Here is a 20,584-nt window from a genome sequence, read left to right as displayed (position 1 = left end):
TATATTTCAACAAAAGACGACAAGTTCTTTAAAGCGTTGTCGAGTTGTGTTAGACTGTACTAATCTCATAGATAAAACATTCGTGTTGATTGTGTTTTTTCGTACCAATCAGATACGGTTTATCTATGTTTTTTTTCGTCTACTAGTTGTTATATTGATATATACAAGTCGATCTATTTGGTGAAGTTGTGGTTAATGACACTTAGATAGAAGTAAGTTGTATGTTGTATGTTGTATGTTTTAGCGCCACAACAATAGAGAAATTAAAGATTGAAGTTGGAGGAGAAATTATTGAATAACAAGAGTCGCCAAATAGATTGGGCGGTCCTCATTATCAGTGGGGGATTGCTTTTACTTTTTGTATTAGCATCAATTATAAATCTTGAGTTTGTATCGAATACGGTAAATACATCGTTTTCATTCGCGGTTAAATATTTTGGAGGGTTTTGGCAGTTATTACTGCTAGCTACTTTCTTTGTCGCAATTGGGTTAGCGGTTTCTAGTTATGGTAAAGTCCGTCTGGGCTTAGTAAGCAGTCCACAAATCGGTAATTTTAAATGGATTGCCATGATTATGACGACATTACTTGCAGGAGGCGGTGTCTTCTGGGCAGCAGCGGAGCCGATGTATCACTTCATTACGGCCCCACCTATATTTGATGGGGTGCAATCTGGTGCCGAAGAAACGATTATCCCAGCTTTATCTCAATCTTATTTACATTGGGGTTTCCTAGCTTGGGCGATTTTGGGAACACTGAGTACGATTGTTTTAATGTACGCGCACTATCATAGAGGAATGCCTTTAAAGCCTCGCTCTTTACTCTATCCGATTTTCGGTGAGAAGATCATGAAGAATAGTGTACTTGGTACAGCAGTTGATGCGTTTGCAATTATTGCAGTAGCTGCGGGTACGATAGGGCCGATAGGATTTCTAGGTCTACAGGCTGCGCACGGTTTGGAAGCACTATTTGGTGTGCCGAATACAATGATGACGCAAGTTATTATCATTGTTGGTGTGGTTGCGATTGCGACTATATCTGCTGTGACGGGACTCCGTAAAGGAATTCAGTTTCTCAGTAACTTAAACGTTATTCTGACGTTGATTTTAATAGGTGTTGTGTTGATCTTGGGGCCAGGTGGCTTTATTATCGACACGTTCATCGCAACATCAGGTGTTCATCTTCAGGACTTCATGGGCATGGCTACATTCCGAGGGGATTCAGAATGGCTTGGCGCATGGACGATTTTCTTCTGGGGTTGGTTCTTAGGCTATGGTCCAATGATGGCAATCTTTATTTCCACGATTTCACGTGGTAGAACGATTAGGGAACTCGTCATTACGATTGCGGTTATCGCCCCGATAGTGACAGCTTTCTGGTTTACTGTCGTAGGTGGATCGGGTATATTTTACGAGCTTGCACAACCTGGGATTATCTCAGATGCGCTAAGTAGTGGTGGAATGCCCGCTGCGATGATTGCGATTACGCAGCAGCTACCACTTAGTTATATTATCGCGCCTGCATTTTTAATTGTAACAATTTTATTTGTTGTGACGACGGCGGATTCAATGTCTTACACGATTTCAGTTGCAGTTACGGGCAGTGCCAGTCCTTCAAAAGGATTGCGTGTTTTCTGGGCTATGATTATGGGTGCAGTCGCGATCATTCTTTTGATAATTGGAGAAGGAAGTATTGGGGCAATACAATCGTTTATCATTGTGTCTGCTATTCCAGTATCCCTTTTACTATTACCAATGTTGTGGACAGCACCAAAAGTGGCAGGTATATTAGCCAAGGAACAATTTACTGGTGGAAATCTACGCCCCCATGTAAAGAGAAGAGTTATAAAAAAAAGTAGTCAATAAAAAGAGTGAATAACGATTTGTATCTATCATCGTAATGGTTGTGATAGGACGAATTGAATCTGTTATTAACTATATAGATACTTCTAAATAAAAAAGGTCAGCCCGCTGAAAACAGCAGTGGCTGGCCTTTTTGTATACCTATTTATGAGGGTTCCTGTTCGCATAAAGTAGCTTATTATTACATATCATCTAGCAACTAACTAAAACTTCTTTGTATCGAAAAACCGGTATAGACAACTATACCGGACTAGTATATAGTGAATAGTGAGAATACTAAAAGGGGAGGTATATTGATTATGTTTGGTTTTTTACAAAGGGTTGGTAAGTCGTTAATGTTCCCAATCGCGACACTTCCAGCGGCAGCATTACTATTGCGTTTTGGACAAGAGGATATGTTGAATATCCCGTTTCTTGCGGCCGCTGGTGCGGGGATTTTAGATAATCTAGCACTAATATTTGCTATAGGTATCGCAATGGGATTGGCACATGATGGAAATGGTGGAGCCGCACTTTCAGGGGCTGTTGCTTATCTCGTGTTAACTTCAGCAATTGAAACGATTAACGATACAATAAATATGGGTGTTTTCGGGGGTATTATCTCCGGTATTGTTGCAGGACTTTTATATAATAAATTTTATGATGTGAAGTTTCCAGATTGGCTTGGATTCTTTGGTGGTAGGCGATTTGTGCCCATAGTCACCGCTGCGACGATGACTATTTTAGCAGCAGCATTAGGTTACTTATGGCCATATGTTCAGCAAGTGATTGACGGGGCTGGAGAATGGGTGTTGAATGCTGGGATGTTGGGTGTTGGTACCTATGGTTTCTTAAACCGTCTACTCATTCCTACTGGCTTACATCACGTAATAAACGCAGTGGTTTGGTTTGATTTTGGATCATTTACCGATGCTAGTGGTGAAGTTGTAAAAGGGGAAATCAATCGATTCCTAAAGGGAGATCCTACAGCAGGACCTTTCCTATCCGGATTTTTCCCGATTATGATGTTTGGTTTACCAGCTGCATGTCTGGCGATGTATGCGACTGCTAAGAAAGCAAATAAAGCGGTTGTGGGCGGAATGCTTGTAAGTATTGCGTTTACTGCTTTTCTTACAGGGATTACTGAACCAATTGAGTTTTCGTTTATGTTCCTTTCACCACTATTATATTTCGTACACGCATTGTTAACGGGTGCAGCGATGATGATTGCTTATGCATTTGATGTTCGACATGGGTTTGGCTTTTCTGCCGGCGCAATCGATTATGTATTAAACTTTGGGATTGCTGAAAACCCACTTATCCTTCTTGTAATTGGATTGTTTATGGGAGTCGTTTACTTTGTCGTATTCTATTTCCTAATCTTAAAATTCGATTTGAAAACACCAGGACGTGAAGACGACGTTGAAGGCGAAGGTGTTAGTGTTGGCAACGAACCAGTGGATGTGAAAGCGTATTACACAATCGGTGCACTTGGCGGTACTGAGAATATTGTAGCGGTTGATTATTGTACAACGAGACTACGATTAAAAGTAAAAGATGCTGATAAAGTTAGTGAAAAAGAATTGAAGAAGTACGGAGCACTAGGGCTTATGAAAATAAATAAAACGGCTGTTCAAGTTATTATCGGTACGAACGTTGAATTCCTGGGAGATGCCATGAAACAACGTTTGCAAAACGGCAATCCTGCACCAGATGGAGATGTCGTATTAGATGTACCAAACGAGGAAGTTGTTCTAAGAGAGTTATCTGAGAAGGAATTCGCAATGCCAATGGACGGAGAAATTATTCCACTATCCGAAGTTCCAGATGAGGTATTTGCTCAAGGTATGATGGGGCAAGGATTTGGGATTATTCCGACGGGTGACACAGTCTATTCACCATTTGATGGGAAAGTCGTAAGCGTTTTCCCAACGAAACATGCGATTGGACTTGAGACGGATACGGGTATTGAGGTACTGATCCATGTTGGATTAGACACAGTTAAGCTTAAAGGGGAAGGTTTTGACCTCCTTGTTGAGCAGGGCCAGCTACTGCAAAGTGGAGATCCCTTGTTGAAACTTGACCTAGCTTATCTTGAAGCGAATAGCACTTCAATGATAACACCAGTTATATTTACGAATTTAGAAAAAGAACAATTACAAGTATTGAAAAAAGGCAAGCAGCGTCACGGCGAAACCTCAATAGTGAAAATCGAACAATAAAACAAAATGAACCAGAAAAATCCATCGTGGTTTTTCTGGTTTTTACATAAGGAGGAAACATTTGTGGCAAGCACAGTATTGATCGCAAATATTACAATCGCAGATTCGATGAAAGCAAGTATCGTTGGGGATGTGTTGTTGGAAAACGGAAAAATTAAAGAAGTGGGTCCTACTATTAATAAAGAAGCGGATATCCGAATTGATGCCACGGATAAAGGATGGATTGTCGTCCCTGGATTTATTGATGTGCATATTCACGGGGCATCGGGTTTTGATGTGATGGATGGCACTGTTGAAGCGTTAAATGGTTTGGCGCATGCACTTCCTCGTGAAGGGACCACTAGTTTTCTAGCGACGACAATGACACAAACAGAGGAAAATATAGAAACAGCATTAGAAAACGCCAGTCATTTTACGGCTGATGAGACGCAGGCTGAAATGATTGGCATTCATTTGGAAGGACCTTTTATTTCACCGATTAGAGCAGGTGCACAGCCGATTGAACATATTGTATCCCCTTCTGTATCATTATTTAAGAAGTGGCAAACACTAAGTGGCAATCGAATTAAGCTTGTTACGCTTGCGCCCGAAATGGATGATGGGCTGGCGTTTATTGAAGAAGTAACTAAAGAAGGTGTGATTGCATCTCTCGGTCATTCAGATGCGACAGTGGAATTGGTCGGTGAGGCGGTTGCGGCCGGAGCGAGACACATCACTCATTTATATAATCAAATGAGCCCTTTTCATCATAGAGAGCCTGGTGTAGTGGGTGCCGCTTTGATTGAAGATGATTTGTCGGTTGAAATTATTGCGGACTTAATCCACAGTCATCCGAAGGCGGTTGAAGTTGCTTACCGTCAAAAAAAGGCAAGTGGCATTATCTTAATTACCGACGCGATGCGTGCGAAAGGGCTTGCGCCTGGTCTATATGATTTAGGCGGACAAGATGTCGTGGTCACTGATGAGGATGCCCGCCTTGAAGATGGAACGCTTGCGGGAAGCATATTAACGATGGAAGATGCTGCGAAAAATATGAAGGCCGTAACGGATTGTACGTTGTCTGAACTTGTAGCGATGACTTCTGCAAATGCGGCAAAACAGCTTGGACTTACGAATAAGGGTAAAATCGAGGGTGGTAAAGACGCAGATTTAACAATTATCGATGAAGCTTGGACGGTTCAAATGACAATTTGCAGAGGGAACATCTCGTATACAAAGGAGGATTTATTATGAAAGTGATTGTACTTGCTGATTACGAGGCGGTTAGCAAAGAGGCGGCCCGGTTGGTAGAGGAAAAAGTTAGTGAAAATGACCAACTAGTACTTGGACTTGCTACAGGCTCAACACCACTTGGGCTTTATGAAAATCTAATTGATGGTTATAAGACGCGTGGGATATCTTATCAGAATGTGAAGACCATTAATCTGGATGAATATCTTGGTCTCGAAAAAGATCATCCGGAAAGCTATCATACATTTATGGTCGAGAAATTATTTAAGCATATCGATATAGCGCGCGAAAATACATTTATTCCCGATGGACAACCAAGTTCTATAGAAGCAGAGTGTGCGCGTTACGAAAAGGTGATGAATCGTGTAGGTCCTATTAATCTACAAATACTGGGAATTGGTTCGAATGGTCATATCGGATTTAATGAACCAGGAACTGACCCTGAGAGTGAGACGCATGTTGTTGAACTTAATGATTCTACTCGCAAGGACAATGCTCAGTTTTTTAATTCTATTGAAGAAGTGCCGACTCATGCAATTACACTCGGGATTCAGAACATATTAAAAAGCGATAAAATTATTTTATTGGCCTCCGGAAAGAAGAAGGCTGAAGCGATAAAAATTTTGCTAGAAAAAAACGTCAGTGCAAGTTTTCCAGCCTCCTATTTATGGAATCATCCCAATGTAACAGTCATTGTCGATGAGGATGCGTACCAGTTAGTTAGGCAGAAACAGTAAAAGTGAACGCCGTAGTACTGTCAAACTTAGTTGATTGGAGTGTAGGGCGGCGACTCCAGCGAGCCGAACAACGTAGGGTTCGGTTTGTATAATTTCTGTGTCCTTTACAGAAATTATACATGTACTCGATTTTGTCCCCGCAGGAAGAGCCGTCACGAAGAACGGCTTTTGCGACCGAAAAGCGTTAGCGTTTGGGAGCACAGTTTTAGTGACGAGGAGATTGAAGTCGTGCCCGCGGAAAGCGTCAGGGAAAGATTGAACTGTAACTTTCCGCACTGTCCGCCCGGAACGGAAATCAACGATCTTCCTGCCAAGTAATAATCCATATTTTAGCGTATCGAGGTATAAGGAAAGGAAGTGATAGCTTTGCTCGATAAACAATCCACAACACCAATATATGTCCAAATTGAAGAATACTTGAAACACCGAATAGTGAATGGCGAATATTCAAAAGGGCAGGCAATCCCGTCCGAACGTGAATTGACGGATTTGTTTGGTGTCAGCCGCATGACCGTGCGTCAATCCATCACAAACCTTGTCAATGAGGGACTTCTTTATCGTGAAAGAGGGCGCGGCACATTTGTATCTTCTCCGAAAGTTGAACAAACGCTTAGTGGGCTTACCAGCTTTACGGAAGACATGATTGCTCGTGGAATGGCACCGAGTAATAAACTACTTAGTTTTGAGCGCCAGCTACCTACTATAGAAATAGCACAAGGGTTACAGTTAACTGAAGGTGATGAGGTATTTTCCGTTAAACGAATTCGGTATGCAGATGATATGCCAATGGCGATTGAAAGAACTTATATCCCTGTGAAACTGGTTCCGGAGCTTGATCAGGATGCTTTTGGTGGTTCATTTTATGTGTTTATCGAAAAAAGTAGTGAACAGAAAATTAGTCATGCCACGCAACAAATGGAAGCAGTATTGGTGAAAAAAGAAGATGCAGAATTACTTCAAATGAAGGTTCCTGCTCCTGTTTTAATAATAGAGCGAAAGAGTTATTTAACGAATGGCCTGCCTTTTGAAATCGTTCTCAGTACGTACCGCGCTGACCGTTATAAATTTGTCAGTGAAATTAGGAGATGATGAGTTGAATTCATATTTTACGGCAATCGATTCCTTGATGAAAGAAGTATTTTCTAAAGAACAGGAATCTGTAGAAATTGTTGCGGGTGAGATGGTGAAACGCCTTGCACGTGGGGGCATCATACAGTTATTTGGCTGTGGACATTCTCATTTAGTGGCGGCAGAACCCTTTTTTCGAGCGGGTGGTTTAGTACCGGTTCAGCCAATATTTATCGAGCCAATAATGCTTCATGAAGGAGTTTTACGATCGTCAGCAAATGAAAAAGATGCCGACTTCATACATACATTTGAAGAAGAATTGAGTATACGTCCGGAAGATACAGTCATTGTGATTTCAACATCCGGGCGCAATCCAGTGCCGATTGATGTTGCCAATAAGGCAAAAGAATCAGGTGCATACACGGTTTCCATCCAGTCGCTTAACTACACTGCATCCAATCAACCGGCCCGACACCATTCAAATCGCAGGCTTGAAGAGGTTGTGGATAACATCTTGAATACTGGTGTTCCGGTCGGAGATGGATTGCTTGATTGGGAAGGCCTTTCTTATGCACCTGCATCTGGAGTCATTGCAAACACGCTACTTCATGCGACATTAAGTCGTGTCATTGAACTAATGATTGAAAATGGCGTAGAACCACCAATTTTTAAAAGTGCCAATGTGGAAGGTAGTGTAACGCATAACTTACGATTGATTGAAAAGTATGGGGATTGTATTAAATTTTAATTGAAATACAAGTTAAGAATATCATTAAACGCTCACTTACTCGCTCTGTTTTATTGTATCCGCGCATAAATCGGTATAACGGCGCATAGAACGGTGAAACCGCGCATAAATCGGTATATCCGAGCATAGAACGGTATATCCGCGCATAAAACGGTATAACGGAGCATAGAACGGTGTATCCGCGCATAAAACGGTATAACCGAGCATAGAACGGTATATCCGCGCATAAAACGGTATAACCGAGCATAGAACGATGTAACCGCGCATAAACCGGTGTAACCGCGCATAGAACGGTATAACCGAGCATAGAACGGTATATCCGCGCATAAAACGGTATAACCGAGCATAAATCGATATAACCGCGCAAACGAATAACAAAAAAAGCAATCCTCCTATCAAACTAGGTGGATTGCTTTATTAGATTAGATCATATTTATATTATACGTATTCCACAAAAGCTTTTTGGATCTTAGCACGGCCTGCGTCAATTTCTGGGTGGAACTGAATAGACGCTGCATCTCGAGTCGCTTGGACATCTTTGATGGCTTGTTGTACTTTCGCATCTTGTTTCGCGATAGAGTAACCAGCAAGTGCTCCTTGTGCACGGGCAACTTTAGCGCTTTCGATACCTGTAATGTTTCCAGCAACATAGAGGCCTTCAAGAGGGGTCTCCATTCGTTCGTTATGAATGGGAACATGACCGCCTAATTCTTCGACATACTGGAATGGACAACCGATAACAGAAGCTAGTTCTGCAAGTGGGTATAGTCCGCCGGCAATACAAACGAAGTCGACTTCAATCGTTTTTTCAGTACCTGGGATTACTTCTCCGTCCGTTGTAATATTGCACATTGTAACGGATTCAACCTTTTCAGTGCCGTTTATTCGAACGATGGCTTTTCTAATGTGAATAGGCATTCCCCACATTTTCACGCCGCCTGGTGGATAGAATTTCACAGCAATGTTGCGTACGAAAGCCGCCTTGGCAAACTTACTTCCAAAACGAAGGAAAGCAGAAGGTGCTAAGTGAGCAATCCGTACTAATCCTTCCATTACGATTTTTGGATCGGCATGGTTTTTGGTTACTGGATTTGAAACTGGTAGCGCCATGCTGTGAAGTTCGACGCCTGCGATTTGCAGCTCACGTGCGATTGCCGCCGACAATACGTTAACACCAACGACAATACCTTTATTACCTACACGAACGCGGTGGACGTTTGTCATAACTTGAGCGGCACCAATCGACATTACGCCAGGAAGTGTCCAACCTGGGATTGGTGCAGCAGTCTCAGCGGCACCAGTTGCGATAAGTAGCTTCTCTGTTTCAAGAATGCCGATATTGGTATGTATAAGATAGCCATTATCTGCCTTTTCGATATGGTGGACAGAAACGCCACATTTAATGTCTGTGTTTAACTTCTCAGCTTTATCAACTAAGATTCGTGTTTCTTCAACACCATTCCACCATTCACCGCTTGGTTCTTGGTGTAGTTGTCCAAGTAATCGACCTCCTGGCTTAGGAAATTCATCGATAACTAAAACATTCAAATCAGATTCACGGCAGGCGATTGCGGCTGATAAACCAGCTGGACCCGCGCCGATGACGATAACATCATGCATTGGTGTCACCATCCTTATTATTTTTGTTCGCTTTTTCGAAATCTGCATATGTACGTGGCCATTCATTAGGTGAAGAGCTAAACGGGGCAGCTTGAACTTTACCGCTTTCAACAACCATATTCTCTTGAATAGTCGTCATGCATGCACGTGTCGTATCTGTTTCGTTGATGGTGACACGGCATTCAAAACAATGTCCGATATTGCAATAAATTGCTCGCGGTGCACCAGTCTCCTCGTGAACGCGTAATTGCCTTACTCCATTTGCAAGGAGTGCAGATGCAATTGTATCACCTTCAAATCCTTCATAAGTTTTGCCATCAAAGGTAAAAGTTACCGGTGTCTGGTTTTTCAATTTCCCCAGAACTGGGTGATCTAGAATACGATTTGTTGTCATCTCATTTTTCCTCCTAACACGGATAATGAAACAGGTCTAACAGGTGGTTGAACCTTTAATGGAATATCGTGCCCGGCCTTCTCACCGGTAACCGCTTCCAAAACTGCATCTACAGCTGGTCGGCATGTACGTCCTCCGCAATAACCCATTCCTGCTCTAGTGCGCAGCTTAACCTCACGGGCAGTACAATTATACTGGCTTGCTGTGTTTTGTATGTCTTCCAAAGATACTTCTTCGCATCTACAAATGATTGTTTTCTCCACGAGATTAATTTCCTCCTTGTATTCAATTGTGATATAAATTTGACAGAGCCTCTTGTGCTATTCTAACATAGATAGGTGAGTAGTATTAACTTTTAGAAGTAGCAGAAAATAGATTGAAATCTCTATCTCTAGAATAGTATAAACTATAGTAATGTGTCAAAGGAGGATATTATTATGTCAAAGAAAAATCATGCAGAAGTAGCCATTATCGGTGGGGGTATAATCGGTTGTGCAACTGCCTATTATCTCGCGAAATCTGGTGTTGATTGTGTGTTAATAGAAAAAGATGATATTGCGAGTGGAACTTCTTCCCGCTGTGATGGAAACGTTACCATTGTAGATAAGGACCCGGGATTCGATAGTTTGATGTCATTGAAGAGCCAAGAGCTGACTGTTGATCTTACTAATGAATTAGATTTGGCGTTCGAATACCGTGCACTGGGGAGTTTGCTAGTGTGTGAGAACGATGTCGAAATGCAGGCGGCAAAAGAATGGGTAGATATTCAAAACGCGGCAGGATTAAAGTTCAACTTACTTGATCGTGCAGACCTTCGTCAAGAATCCCCGTATTTTGCAGATGATATCCCAGGTGGATTAGAGTGTGAAACAGATTCGCTCATCAACCCATACTTATTTTGCTATTCATTAATTGAAAAAGCAAAGCAATATGGTCTAAGAGTACATACGCAAGCCGAAGTAACTGGCATGACGAAAAAAGAAGACTTTACGATAGAAACAACAAACGGAACATTCACGGCTAAGAAAGTTGTCAATGCTGCTGGAGTTTGGGCGCCGTTCATTGGTAAAATGCTTGATATTGATATTCCAATCACACCAAGAAAAGGACATATTATCGTCGGGGCGAGACAAAAGCCTGTCATGATGAGAAATGTAATGGAATTTGGTTATTTGATGAATAAATTCGGTCGTGACCGTATAGTTGATGAGCGAACAGAGAAGCACGGGGTTGCATTGGTGCTTGAGCCAACTGAGAGCCAGAACTTCTTACTTGGTAGTAGCCGTCAATTTGTAGGATATGATGGCAGAATTGATATTAATGTTGTCGAAACAATGGCGAGAAGAGCAATGCGCTTCTATCCTAAAATGGAGGATTTCACAATGATTCGGGCATATACAGGTTTCAGACCATGGACCGCGGATCATTTACCAATTGTTTCAGCTGTTGATCACATTCCTGGCTATTACATCGCAGCAGGACATGAGGGAGACGGAATAAGCCTTGCAACAGTAACAGGAAAATTGGTCGAAGAACTAATTCGCGGAGAAAGCCAAACAATTATTCCAGCGGAACCGTTAAGATTTGACCGCTTCAGTAAAATGCCTGTTTCATAAAAAAACAGAAAATATTGATTAACAAACAAAAGGGGATTTATGTAAAATGGGTGGGAATAAACTGTTTAAAATATTAAAAATTGCAAGCGCTTTTGTAGGGATTATTGTAGGCGCCGGATTTGCATCAGGCCAGGAAATTCTGTTTTATTTCACAAGCTTTGGTCATATGGGGACATTTGCAGCAATCTTGGCAACCGCATTATTTGCCTATCTTGGAATGATCCTTACAAGGCTTGGAAGCCGAACGAAAACAAAGTCTCATAAAGAAGTCATCTATAAAATTAGTGGAAGATATCTCGGTGTGCTCGTTGACGCAATTATCGTATTCACGCTGTTTGGTGTAGGTGTTGTAATGATTGCAGGAGCGGGTTCCATTCTCAATCAACAGTTTGGTCTTGCGCCAATTATTGGAAGCACAATCATGATTGTTTTGGTAATGATAACCGTTATGCTAAACGTCCAAAAAGTAATTGCGATTATAGGAAGCGTTACTCCCTTTCTTGTACTCACAATTATAGCTGTTGGAGTGTACAGTCTTTCCACGATGGATATGTCGTTTAATGAACTAGAGCCAATTGCTAAAATGCAAGAGTCAGGTTTGCCGAACTGGTTCATTTCTGCCATCAACTATGTTTCGTTTAATATTGCAGTAGGTGCTGCGATGTCAATCGTTCTTGGGGGCGCGGAGAAAGATGAGAAAACAGCGGCACTTGGTGGATTATTCGGGGGTCTTACACTTGGTATAATGATTATTCTGAGCCACCTTGCTATCTTCTCGAAAATAGATACAGTAGCAGGTTTTGATATGCCTTCGTTGAAAATTGTTGACGATATTTCACCAGTACTAGCTATCGGGATGTCTATTATTCTATTCGCAATGATATTCAACACCGCAGTTAGTATGTTCTATGCATTTGTAGCACGCTTTTTTGAAATGAACACGAAGAAATCGAATTACGCGATTCTACTTACTGGTATCGTCGCATTCTTCGCAAGTTTCGCAGGTTTCACAGACCTTGTTGCTTTCTTCTATCCATTAATAGGTTATCTCGGGTTGTTCCTTGTAGCAGCCTTGATTTATTCACCTATTAGAATGGCGAAAGATCGCCGCAATTAAACTGAAAAAAACCTTGGTGCTAAAGGAGTGGGAACTCTTTTTAGCGCCAAGGTTTTTAATTGGCGATTTTTGATTCGGTGAATGTTCCTTCGACACTTTTAATGCTCAAAAAAACAGCAGCCCCGTATACAGGCTGCTGTCGAAAAAGAAACTAGTGTTAATAAGCTAGAGCTTGTTAATGTCGAAAACTTACTAAAAGCCTGGCAAGGCCCTTTAGTATGATTGCTGCTGCAAACAAGACGACAACAATCACAACGATAACAAGCACGACTAACACTAAAGTGGTTGCTCCGGCCATTAAATCAGGTACGAAAACTAATAATCCAAGAACGGCATAAGCTGCTAAAATACAGGCGAGAAAAAGAGACCCGCTACTTTTAGAATTGGGCATATTAACACCTCCTTCCCTGTAATATATGTACAACCTATATCAGGGGTGCCAAGGCGATTATCCCTGATGATGTAGAGAGGGTTGCAAGACTTCAGTAATCCCGAATACAAATCCCCTTTAAAAAATAAGAACCCAACCAAAGATGAAAAATTTGGTCGGGTTCTTATTTTAATGTAAAACCTGTGTATACGTTGTCCTTAAGTGACAGGCTAACTGTATTTTTAGAGAATCTTCATGGTCATTTAATTTAAGTTGGAGTAAATCTTCAATCTTTTTTATGCGTTGGTAAAATGTATTGATGTGAATGTGGAGCTTTTTAGCTGTTTGTGTAGCTGAACGATTTGTTGAAATATAGAGAAGAAGTGTTTCTTCTAACTCTTTGTTTCGCTCGTAATCAGACCAGAACGGGGAAAAAACATCGTCAATGAAGCGCTCAATTTCGGTATTCGATTGATTGATAAAGAGTTGGTTTAATCCAATGTCTTCATAGCGCATAATTTCCATCCGATCACGAGAAGCGAGGTAGGATAATGTTTTAGTTGCCTCGTCGTAACATTTTTTTATGTTTTCTAACCCTTTATAGGTGGAGCTTATTCCAACGCGGAAAAAGGGTCTTTTGCTATTATCCCATAGCTTCTTAATGGATTGAATATCTTTTTGTATCGGCATAAATAGGTCTGGCTTTGAAATTGTAAATAACAGAATGACTTGATCATTCAGGCCGTGAATCATCTTTGCGCTAGAAGGAAATACATTCTTGATTTCCGAAGCTAACTGATGGATTTCAATTTCTAACAACTGTAAATCCGTGTAACTAGTAATTTGAAAAATTGCCATGACCCAATAGGAAGAAGTGTTCAAGCCTATTTCTTTTCCGATTTGCAGCAATTGATCAGCGTCTTGGAGGGTCAGTAGTTCTTGAAATTGGTCATGTGTTTTCCGGTAATAGTATTCGGTAACGGTTTGTTTTTTTATTAATTCCAACGCCAATATTGAACTACCTTGTTCGAGCGTAATGCGATCAGCTTCTGAAATGGCATCATCAACATTAATCATAAAACAACCGAGGAACACAATGCCGTTATAAATTGGATAAAGATAAAACTTTTTGACATGGGGACTACTTCTTTCAAAGTGAAATGGTTTCGGGCTCGTTGAAAATAACTCTTTAAGTTCATGCATTGTGAAATCAGGTGTTAGATTTGAATCGTATAAATAAAACTTGTTTTCAAGGGCGTTATAAAAAGATACAGGCTGGCCAATCATCTGGTTAAATTCAAAAATGATTGTTTCTAATCCCTTATTTTCTAATGAAATATTGGTTAAGGATTCATGTACTTGGTGTCTTTTTTGTAGCTGGTTATTTTTCACTTTTAGTTCTTCGCTTAATTCTGTAATGACTGTAATTTTATTTTGAGCCTCGGAATAATATTGTGCATTTTGAATAGCAATCGCAGTTTGCCCTGCAAAGCCTTCTAGCAGACGTAGATCATGTTCAGTCATCACTTTTTTTCGTTTCCATTGATGAATAATCATCGCACCAATACGGACACCTTCAATTGAAACGGCTACACAGATGGCGGCTTCAGGTTTATAGGCGGCTGAGGTGATGTGGTGATAGTTATCATCTGAAATGCTATGACGGTCCATTTCCTTGAAAATCTCGTCTTTTGAGTTCAGAATGCGTCCTTTCCCGTCCTCGAAAACTTTTCCGGTAATCGATTCCCCAACCCTAACTTTAAAATTGTAAATATTATCATTAAAACCGATCGCAGCTTTAGGAATTAACCGGTCAAGGATGGGATCGTAAAGAAGTAAAAAACCGGCGTCTGTAGCGGGAATGACATTCAGTGCATTTTGAATAATATTGCCGAGCACTACTTCGAGATCCAGGCTAGATGTAATGGAGCGAACACTATCGACTAGATTAGTAAGTTCAGTCTCTTTAATTTGAAGCGTTTTTTTCATTTGTGACACGTAAAAAAAGTGATGTAAGTACGGGATTTCCTTTATCGATAGAATTGTGGAAGAGTCAAAAATAGAGACATGTACTTGATTTCCTTCTGGATAGAATAAGATGATTGATACATATTTTTCGTGTTTAATGACTTTATATGGTGATTCCGTGTTATTTATTTCGTGAAAAGATGGTGGCGTATTATTTTCGCGCCCAGAGCTATGTAGTAAGTGCATGTCATCCTGAAGATAATCATATTCCCATACTTGAAATGGAATATCCTTTAGCTTGTCTTTAAGAAATAAGAGACCAAACTCAGCTTTACTCATTAAAGATTCTCCCCTTTTTTGAAGTGTGGTAATGTACATAAAAAGCGATGATACTGTGTAAGAAAGTACATTGATACTTGAATACTCTAAGTGTATAGTAAAGTACATAGTTTGAAAAGGTGGAAGATTCTAAAAAATGTAAGCGCTTCATATTTATTGATTGCCCATCCAGGAACAAGTAGCGTAATTCAGTTTTCAATAAGGGGGAGTAATAATGGCTCAAGTAATGCAAACAGCAAATAGTTTTCCACTTTGGATTATTGCAGCACTCGTCATAAGTGTAGTCGTATTTCAAGCAATTGTTTTCATTCGACTTGCATCTAGAACAGCTAGCTCTGTTGGGATGACGACTCTGGAGGTAAGGTCAGCGATACGAACAGGGGCAATTAGCTCATTAGGACCTTCTTTTGCAATTGTTATCGTCGCCATTTCCTTAATGACACTTATTGGGGATCCCGTTACACTTATCCGAATTGGAATTATTGGCTCAGCTCCTATCGAAACAGTTGGTGCGAGTATCGGAGCGCAAGCAGCTGGGTCTGAACTAGGGTCTACTGGATTTACGGAGAAGGCATTTACAAATGCTGTTTGGGTAATGTGCCTAGGCGGAATGGGTTGGTTATTATTTACAGCACTATTTACAAAGTCATTAGGTAAAATTCAATCGAAAATTGCTAGTAAAGGCAACAAAAGCGTATTGCTTATGAAATCTATCTCTACAGCTGCGATGATTGGCGCATTTAGTTATCTTGGCAGTGGTGAAATGGTAAAGGGACTGAATGAGTCAATTGTGTTAGTCGCGGCATTTCTCGTCATGCCGATAATCTTATGGGCATCTACTAAGTTGAAAAAATCTTGGATTAGAGAATGGTCGCTTGGATTGGTAATCATTGTTGGTATATCGGTGGGGTACTTTATCTCTTAATCGGAAGGCAGGAGAGTATAGATGACAATTAGTAATGAAGTTAAAAGTACAGGACTAGACAAGTCAATAAGTGAGGGAATTCCGGAAATCCCAGCTGCACGGGCACTTGATTTTGATGCATTCCATGAAAAATCACACTTTTGGGGTCGTTTATCACTGTGGACGGTTATTGTGTTAACCTTACTATTGCCACTATATCTGTCGTTTGGGCTTGGATTTCATCCTGGATGGACTTCAATCCTTTCAGGTTTCCTTGCTTATGCCGCGATTGTTGGAGTTGTATGGGTCATTGAGCCAATTAGTTATTATCCGGTTTTAGGTGTATCCGGGACCTATCTTGCATTTTTAAACGGGAATATTGGAAGTATGTGTCTACCAGCGGCCTCTATCGCTCAAAGTGTAGTTGGCGCTGAACCTGGAACAAAAAAAGGGGAACTCACGGCGACACTTGCTATCTCTGGGGCAGCGATTGTTAACATTATCTTCCTACTATTTGTAGTACTCGGAGGATCTTACTTAATCACGCTTATGCCGGAATCGTTAATCAGTTCATTTCGCTTTGTTCTTCCGGCAATATTTGGAGGCGTTATCGCACAGTTTGCCGTTCAAAAACCTGTTTGGGGAGTCGTGGGAATAGCTTTTGGTTTATTCGTAAACCTGGGTCCCGTTCCGCGCTCGTTGCAAACGTTCTTGTGTATACTTGGAACAGTTGTCGTATGTTTACTTATAGATAAAATGAAAAAGCAAAAGAAAGAAGCGTAAAGTTTACATATGTGATTTATTTAAAAGGAGGAATTTAAGATGAAGCAAAAATTAATGGCAATGCTTGAAAGTCGTCAAGATGAAATGATACAAATTCGTCGTCATCTCCACGCAAATCCGGAGTTATCATTTAAAGAAGAGAAAACAGCACAATATATAGCGGACTTTTACAAAGGGAAAGACGTGGAAGTTCAAACGAATGTAGGGAATGGCTACGGAATTATTGTTACGATTAAAGGTGACAAATCCGGAAAAGTAATTGGACTTCGTGCTGATTTTGACGCCTTGCCGATTCATGAAGAGACGGATGTACCCTTTAAATCGAAAAGTGATGGCGTCATGCATGCATGCGGGCATGATGGGCACACGGCCTATATGCTCGTTCTTGCAGATTGTCTCATTCAAATTAAATCATCGATTGCCGGTACAATCAAAATCATTCACCAACATGCGGAGGAGACGCCACCAGGTGGAGCGAAAAGTATTGTCGAATCCGGTGTTCTTGATGATCTAGATCTCGTATTAGGTACGCATTTGTTCCCGATGTTTCCAACGGGTACGATCGGTTATCGTAGTGGTTATGCGATGGCGGGAAGGTCATATTTTAAACTAGTTATTCAAGGTGTAGGCGGCCACGGTTCTTCTCCCCAAAATTCGAATGACCCAATTGTCGCGGGCGCGCATTTTGTCACAGCGGTTCAGACCGTTGTAAGCCGTAGGTTAAACCCGTTTGAAATGGGTGTTGTTTCAATTGGTTCATTCGATGGGAAGGGTTCTTTTAATATCATCAAAGACAGTATTGAAATTGAAGGCGATGTCCGATACATGAATGATAAAACTGAGCAAGTAATAGAAAAAGAAGTTCGGCGCATCGTAAGCGGTATTGAACTGGAATTTGGGGTTACGTGTGTGTTGAGCTATGTGTCGGATTATCCACCTTTGTACAATGATCCGGAAGTAACTGCGGAAGTCGTTTCAATTTTGGAAAATGCAAATGACCCAACGATTACGGAAGTTACAGAAGTTCCTGTGTTTTCCGGATCTGAAGACTTTTCGTATTACTTGGAAAAAACGCCTGGTGTTTACTTTAATATCGGCTGCAAGCCTAAGGGTGTTGAAACGGCTTATTTTAATCATCATCCTAAATTTGATATTGACGAGGATGCTTTACTTGTTTCAGCTAAATCTGTCGCACATCTCGTCTGCAACTATGCTGGAATTAAAGAAAATAGTGACGCATTGGTCGCTAATGAATAAGGAAGTTAGGATTTCTACCTTTATCTAGTTATTTAATATTAAATAAGTAATACTCAGCCGGATTTATTATTGGCTGAGTATTTTTGTGTTTAGTAAGATAGAAGTCAACTGGTAAATTATTTTACGATTTCATGTCGTTTATAGCATAATTATTTCCCGGAAAATAAAACTATGGAACTTTTCATGAATGTCTCAGAAAAAGTCGAATCAACCGAGGATTAATCTTGGTTTCTTTCTAATGGTGAAATATTCAGGTAACTATAGTTGACTAAAGATAATGTTAAGTTCCAATTAGTATCAAATCCTATACTTGGTGATATAATTGGAAATAATTAAATCGAAAAGGAGGGACATGGTGAACAAAATAAAAAATCCCAAGTCGATTCGATTATTGAATTTTATTGAGGAAAAAGGAAATAAACTGCCTCATCCTGTTACGATTTTCATGATTTTCACTTTAATGGTCATTGCTGCATCTCATATTCTATATTTAATGGGGTCTGGTGTGCGCTTTGAAGGGGTAAATAATGAAACGGGACAGATTGAGATGCTTACAGTTAAAGCTGTTAGTTTACTTGTCCCTGAAGGCATTGCCTATATGTTCTCCAATGTTGTCACAAATTTCACCTCGTTTGTTGCGCTAGGTCCGGTACTTGTTGCGATGCTTGGTGTGGGCGTTGCTGAAAAGAGTGGCTATATAAGTGCCTTAATGACGAATACTGTAACGAAGGCACCTAGAAGGTTTGTGACGCCGATTGTTGTATTGATGGGTGTATTATCCAATGTCGCTGCATCCGTGGGTTATGTAGTGTTAGTGCCGCTAGGTGCAATTATCTTTTTAGGATTTAAACGACATCCATTGGCAGGTTTATCAGCCGCATTCGCTGGTGTTGCGGGTGGATATTCCGCCAATCTATTCTTAGGGACAAATGATCCTCTATTAGCTGGAATAACTACAGAAGCTTCACATATATTAGACGCTGGCTACCTTGTTAATCCGACAGATAACTGGTTCTTCATGTTCGCATCGACTTTCCTAGTTGTTATTATCGGTACGCTTGTGACAGATAAAATAATCGAACCGAAACTAGGGAAATATGTACCCATTCAAGGTATGGAACATAAAAATGAAGTTTCTGCTTTGGAAAAACGAGGACTTATCTGGGCAAATATCTCTATTTTACTAACGGTGATCGGGATTGCTTTGCTTGTCCTCCCAGAAAATGGCGTGTTAAGAGGCGAGGGTGGAAACCTTATACAATCGCCGTTCATGAGCAGTATCATTTTTATTATGATGCTAATCTTTTTAGTGCCAGGTATTGTGTACGGCTTTGTAACGAAGACGATTAAAAACGATAAAGATATCGCAAACTTAATGACATCATCATTGGAAACAATGTCTGGTTTTATCGTGCTAATCTTTTTTGCGGCACAGTTTGTCGCGTTATTCAATTACACAAATTTAGGTACGCTGATTGCTGTTAAAGGCGCTGACTTTTTACAGGCTATTAATTTGGATGGAGCGCCGTTACTTGTGGCGTTGATTGTCATTACTGCAATTATTAACTTGTTTATCGCTGCGGATTCTGCAAAATGGGCCATCATGGCACCGGTATTTGTGCCGATGTTCATGCAAATGGGGATTGCGCCGGAAGTTACGCAGGTAGCTTATAGAATTGGTGATTCGTCAACAAATATCATTTCCCCATTAATGCCTTTCTTCCCATTGGTTGTCGCTTTTGCGCAGCGCTATGGTAAAGAGAACGGCGTAGGAACAGTGATATCGCTCATGTTACCATTTTCAATTATTATCCTGATTTGTTGGGTAATATTCTTTGCTGTCTGGTATATGCTCGGCATACCGGTTGGACCAGGTACAAGCTTATTTTATTAATAGAGAGGATGAATTGATATGAAAGTAATTACAAAATGGACGGGTGGACGCGCATTTACGGCTGTGGGCGACTCGGGTTACGATATTAATATGGATGCGACTGAATTATATGGTGGCTTAGGAAAAGGTGCTACACCAACTGAGATGCTTCTTAGTGCACTCGCAGGTTGTATCGGAATTGATGTGACGATGATTTTAAGACCTTATCTAGAGAAAGTCGATAAAATTGAAATTATCACTGAAGGAACACGAAAAGAAGAAGCGCCCAAAGGCTTTATTGCATATGACGTAACTTTCGTGGTAGATGGTGACATTGATAGCAAGAGAGTTTGGCGCGCGATTCGCCTTGGTAAAGAGAAGTATTGTTCCGTATCGGATTCATTGAAAGCGGATGTTGCGTTTAAATTGATTTTGAACGGCGAAGAAGAGTCAGATCCAAAGTAAGAAGTATATGGTAGAAGCCACCGAAATTTGGTTG

17 protein-coding genes and 1 pseudogene are annotated in these 20,584 nt (G+C 40.7%); 13 read left to right on the top strand and 5 right to left on the bottom strand.

Annotated elements, in window-relative coordinates:
• Positions 1 to 291 precede the first annotated feature (291 nt).
• From KSU66_RS08560 to KSU66_RS08535, 6 genes are all read left to right on the top strand, one after another.
• Entirely contained in the window at positions 292 to 1,863 is a 1,572-nt protein-coding gene (locus KSU66_RS08560) for a BCCT family transporter (RefSeq protein WP_269051025.1), read from the top strand.
• A gap of 296 nt (positions 1,864 to 2,159) precedes the next feature.
• Complete coding sequence (nagE, locus tag KSU66_RS08555) at positions 2,160 to 4,061, top strand: N-acetylglucosamine-specific PTS transporter subunit IIBC (RefSeq protein ID WP_269051024.1); 1,902 nt, start codon at positions 2,160 to 2,162, stop codon at positions 4,059 to 4,061.
• A gap of 63 nt (positions 4,062 to 4,124) precedes the next feature.
• Positions 4,125 to 5,294 (top strand): N-acetylglucosamine-6-phosphate deacetylase, encoded by a 1,170-nt coding sequence (nagA, locus tag KSU66_RS08550; RefSeq protein ID WP_269051023.1) that lies wholly within the window; start codon positions 4,125 to 4,127, stop codon positions 5,292 to 5,294.
• Entirely contained in the window at positions 5,291 to 6,028 is a 738-nt protein-coding gene (nagB, locus tag KSU66_RS08545) for a glucosamine-6-phosphate deaminase (RefSeq protein ID WP_269051022.1), read from the top strand. Before nagA ends, nagB begins: the two co-directional genes overlap by 4 nt.
• A gap of 366 nt (positions 6,029 to 6,394) precedes the next feature.
• Entirely contained in the window at positions 6,395 to 7,117 is a 723-nt protein-coding gene (locus KSU66_RS08540; RefSeq protein ID WP_269051021.1) for a GntR family transcriptional regulator, read from the top strand.
• A gap of 4 nt (positions 7,118 to 7,121) precedes the next feature.
• On the top strand, positions 7,122 to 7,844 hold the full coding sequence (locus KSU66_RS08535) for an SIS domain-containing protein (RefSeq protein WP_269051020.1): 723 nt from the start codon (positions 7,122 to 7,124) through the stop codon (positions 7,842 to 7,844).
• Positions 7,845 to 8,282: 438 nt separating this feature from the next.
• On the opposite strand, the gene KSU66_RS08530 is transcribed toward KSU66_RS08535, so the two are convergent.
• From KSU66_RS08530 to KSU66_RS08520, 3 genes and pseudogenes are all read right to left on the bottom strand, one after another.
• Positions 8,283 to 9,464 (bottom strand): NAD(P)/FAD-dependent oxidoreductase, encoded by a 1,182-nt coding sequence (locus tag KSU66_RS08530; protein ID WP_269051019.1) that lies wholly within the window; start codon positions 9,462 to 9,464, stop codon positions 8,283 to 8,285.
• A 97-nt stretch (positions 9,465 to 9,561) separates the two neighbouring features.
• A pseudogene (locus tag KSU66_RS08525) lies at positions 9,562 to 9,858 on the bottom strand ((2Fe-2S)-binding protein); the annotation flags it as partial.
• Positions 9,855 to 10,130 (bottom strand): (2Fe-2S)-binding protein, encoded by a 276-nt coding sequence (locus KSU66_RS08520; protein ID WP_443028960.1) that lies wholly within the window; start codon positions 10,128 to 10,130, stop codon positions 9,855 to 9,857. The gene KSU66_RS08520 and the pseudogene KSU66_RS08525, both read right to left, overlap by 4 nt.
• Before the next feature lie 165 nt (positions 10,131 to 10,295).
• Between KSU66_RS08520 and KSU66_RS08515 the strand changes: the two genes are divergently transcribed.
• A complete protein-coding gene (locus tag KSU66_RS08515) occupies positions 10,296 to 11,474 on the top strand; it encodes an NAD(P)/FAD-dependent oxidoreductase (protein WP_269051017.1) in 1,179 nt (392 codons plus the stop codon).
• Positions 11,475 to 11,520: 46 nt separating this feature from the next.
• Entirely contained in the window at positions 11,521 to 12,591 is a 1,071-nt protein-coding gene (locus KSU66_RS08510) for a YkvI family membrane protein (RefSeq protein ID WP_443028956.1), read from the top strand.
• Positions 12,592 to 12,766: 175 nt separating this feature from the next.
• On the opposite strand, the gene KSU66_RS08505 is transcribed toward KSU66_RS08510, so the two are convergent.
• Positions 12,767 to 12,982: a hypothetical protein gene (locus KSU66_RS08505; RefSeq protein WP_269051016.1), complete on the bottom strand. Its 216-nt coding sequence runs from the start codon at positions 12,980 to 12,982 to the stop codon at positions 12,767 to 12,769.
• Positions 12,983 to 13,150: 168 nt separating this feature from the next.
• Positions 13,151 to 15,268, bottom strand: coding sequence for a helix-turn-helix domain-containing protein (locus KSU66_RS08500; RefSeq protein ID WP_269051015.1), 2,118 nt, complete (start codon positions 15,266 to 15,268; stop codon positions 13,151 to 13,153).
• Positions 15,269 to 15,482: 214 nt separating this feature from the next.
• Between KSU66_RS08500 and KSU66_RS08495 the strand changes: the two genes are divergently transcribed.
• The 5 genes from KSU66_RS08495 to KSU66_RS08475 all read left to right on the top strand — a co-directional run bounded on the left by KSU66_RS08495 (position 15,483) and on the right by KSU66_RS08475 (position 20,550).
• Positions 15,483 to 16,193, top strand: coding sequence for a DUF5058 family protein (locus KSU66_RS08495; RefSeq protein WP_269051014.1), 711 nt, complete (start codon positions 15,483 to 15,485; stop codon positions 16,191 to 16,193).
• A 21-nt stretch (positions 16,194 to 16,214) separates the two neighbouring features.
• Entirely contained in the window at positions 16,215 to 16,955 is a 741-nt protein-coding gene (locus tag KSU66_RS08490) for a small-conductance mechanosensitive channel (RefSeq protein WP_269051013.1), read from the top strand.
• Positions 16,956 to 16,994: 39 nt separating this feature from the next.
• On the top strand, positions 16,995 to 18,212 hold the full coding sequence (locus tag KSU66_RS08485; RefSeq protein ID WP_269051012.1) for an amidohydrolase: 1,218 nt from the start codon (positions 16,995 to 16,997) through the stop codon (positions 18,210 to 18,212).
• Between the two features lie 352 nt (positions 18,213 to 18,564).
• Positions 18,565 to 20,106 (top strand): AbgT family transporter, encoded by a 1,542-nt coding sequence (locus KSU66_RS08480; RefSeq protein ID WP_269051011.1) that lies wholly within the window; start codon positions 18,565 to 18,567, stop codon positions 20,104 to 20,106.
• Between the two features lie 18 nt (positions 20,107 to 20,124).
• Positions 20,125 to 20,550 (top strand): OsmC family protein, encoded by a 426-nt coding sequence (locus KSU66_RS08475; protein WP_269051010.1) that lies wholly within the window; start codon positions 20,125 to 20,127, stop codon positions 20,548 to 20,550.
• The last annotated feature ends 34 nt before the right edge of the window (positions 20,551 to 20,584 follow it).

It is taken from the genome of Sporosarcina sp. G11-34 (genome assembly GCF_026931025.1).
The sequence above is the reverse complement of the archived record's forward strand: the minus strand, read 5'-3'. Positions and strand labels throughout refer to the sequence as shown.

Coding starts and splice junctions, on each gene's coding strand:
- KSU66_RS08500 (WP_269051015.1), bottom strand. CDS start 15,268: ATGAGTAAAGCTGAGTTTGGTCTCTTATTTCTTAAAGACAAGCTAAAG.
- KSU66_RS08530 (WP_269051019.1), bottom strand. CDS start 9,464: ATGCATGATGTTATCGTCATCGGCGCGGGTCCAGCTGGTTTATCAGCC.
- nagB (WP_269051022.1), top strand. CDS start 5,291: ATGAAAGTGATTGTACTTGCTGATTACGAGGCGGTTAGCAAAGAGGCG.
- KSU66_RS08515 (WP_269051017.1), top strand. CDS start 10,296: ATGTCAAAGAAAAATCATGCAGAAGTAGCCATTATCGGTGGGGGTATA.
- KSU66_RS08485 (WP_269051012.1), top strand. CDS start 16,995: ATGAAGCAAAAATTAATGGCAATGCTTGAAAGTCGTCAAGATGAAATG.
- KSU66_RS08505 (WP_269051016.1), bottom strand. CDS start 12,982: ATGCCCAATTCTAAAAGTAGCGGGTCTCTTTTTCTCGCCTGTATTTTA.
- KSU66_RS08475 (WP_269051010.1), top strand. CDS start 20,125: ATGAAAGTAATTACAAAATGGACGGGTGGACGCGCATTTACGGCTGTG.
- nagE (WP_269051024.1), top strand. CDS start 2,160: ATGTTTGGTTTTTTACAAAGGGTTGGTAAGTCGTTAATGTTCCCAATC.
- KSU66_RS08480 (WP_269051011.1), top strand. CDS start 18,565: ATGGTGAACAAAATAAAAAATCCCAAGTCGATTCGATTATTGAATTTT.
- KSU66_RS08490 (WP_269051013.1), top strand. CDS start 16,215: ATGACAATTAGTAATGAAGTTAAAAGTACAGGACTAGACAAGTCAATA.
- KSU66_RS08495 (WP_269051014.1), top strand. CDS start 15,483: ATGGCTCAAGTAATGCAAACAGCAAATAGTTTTCCACTTTGGATTATT.
- KSU66_RS08510 (WP_443028956.1), top strand. CDS start 11,521: ATGGGTGGGAATAAACTGTTTAAAATATTAAAAATTGCAAGCGCTTTT.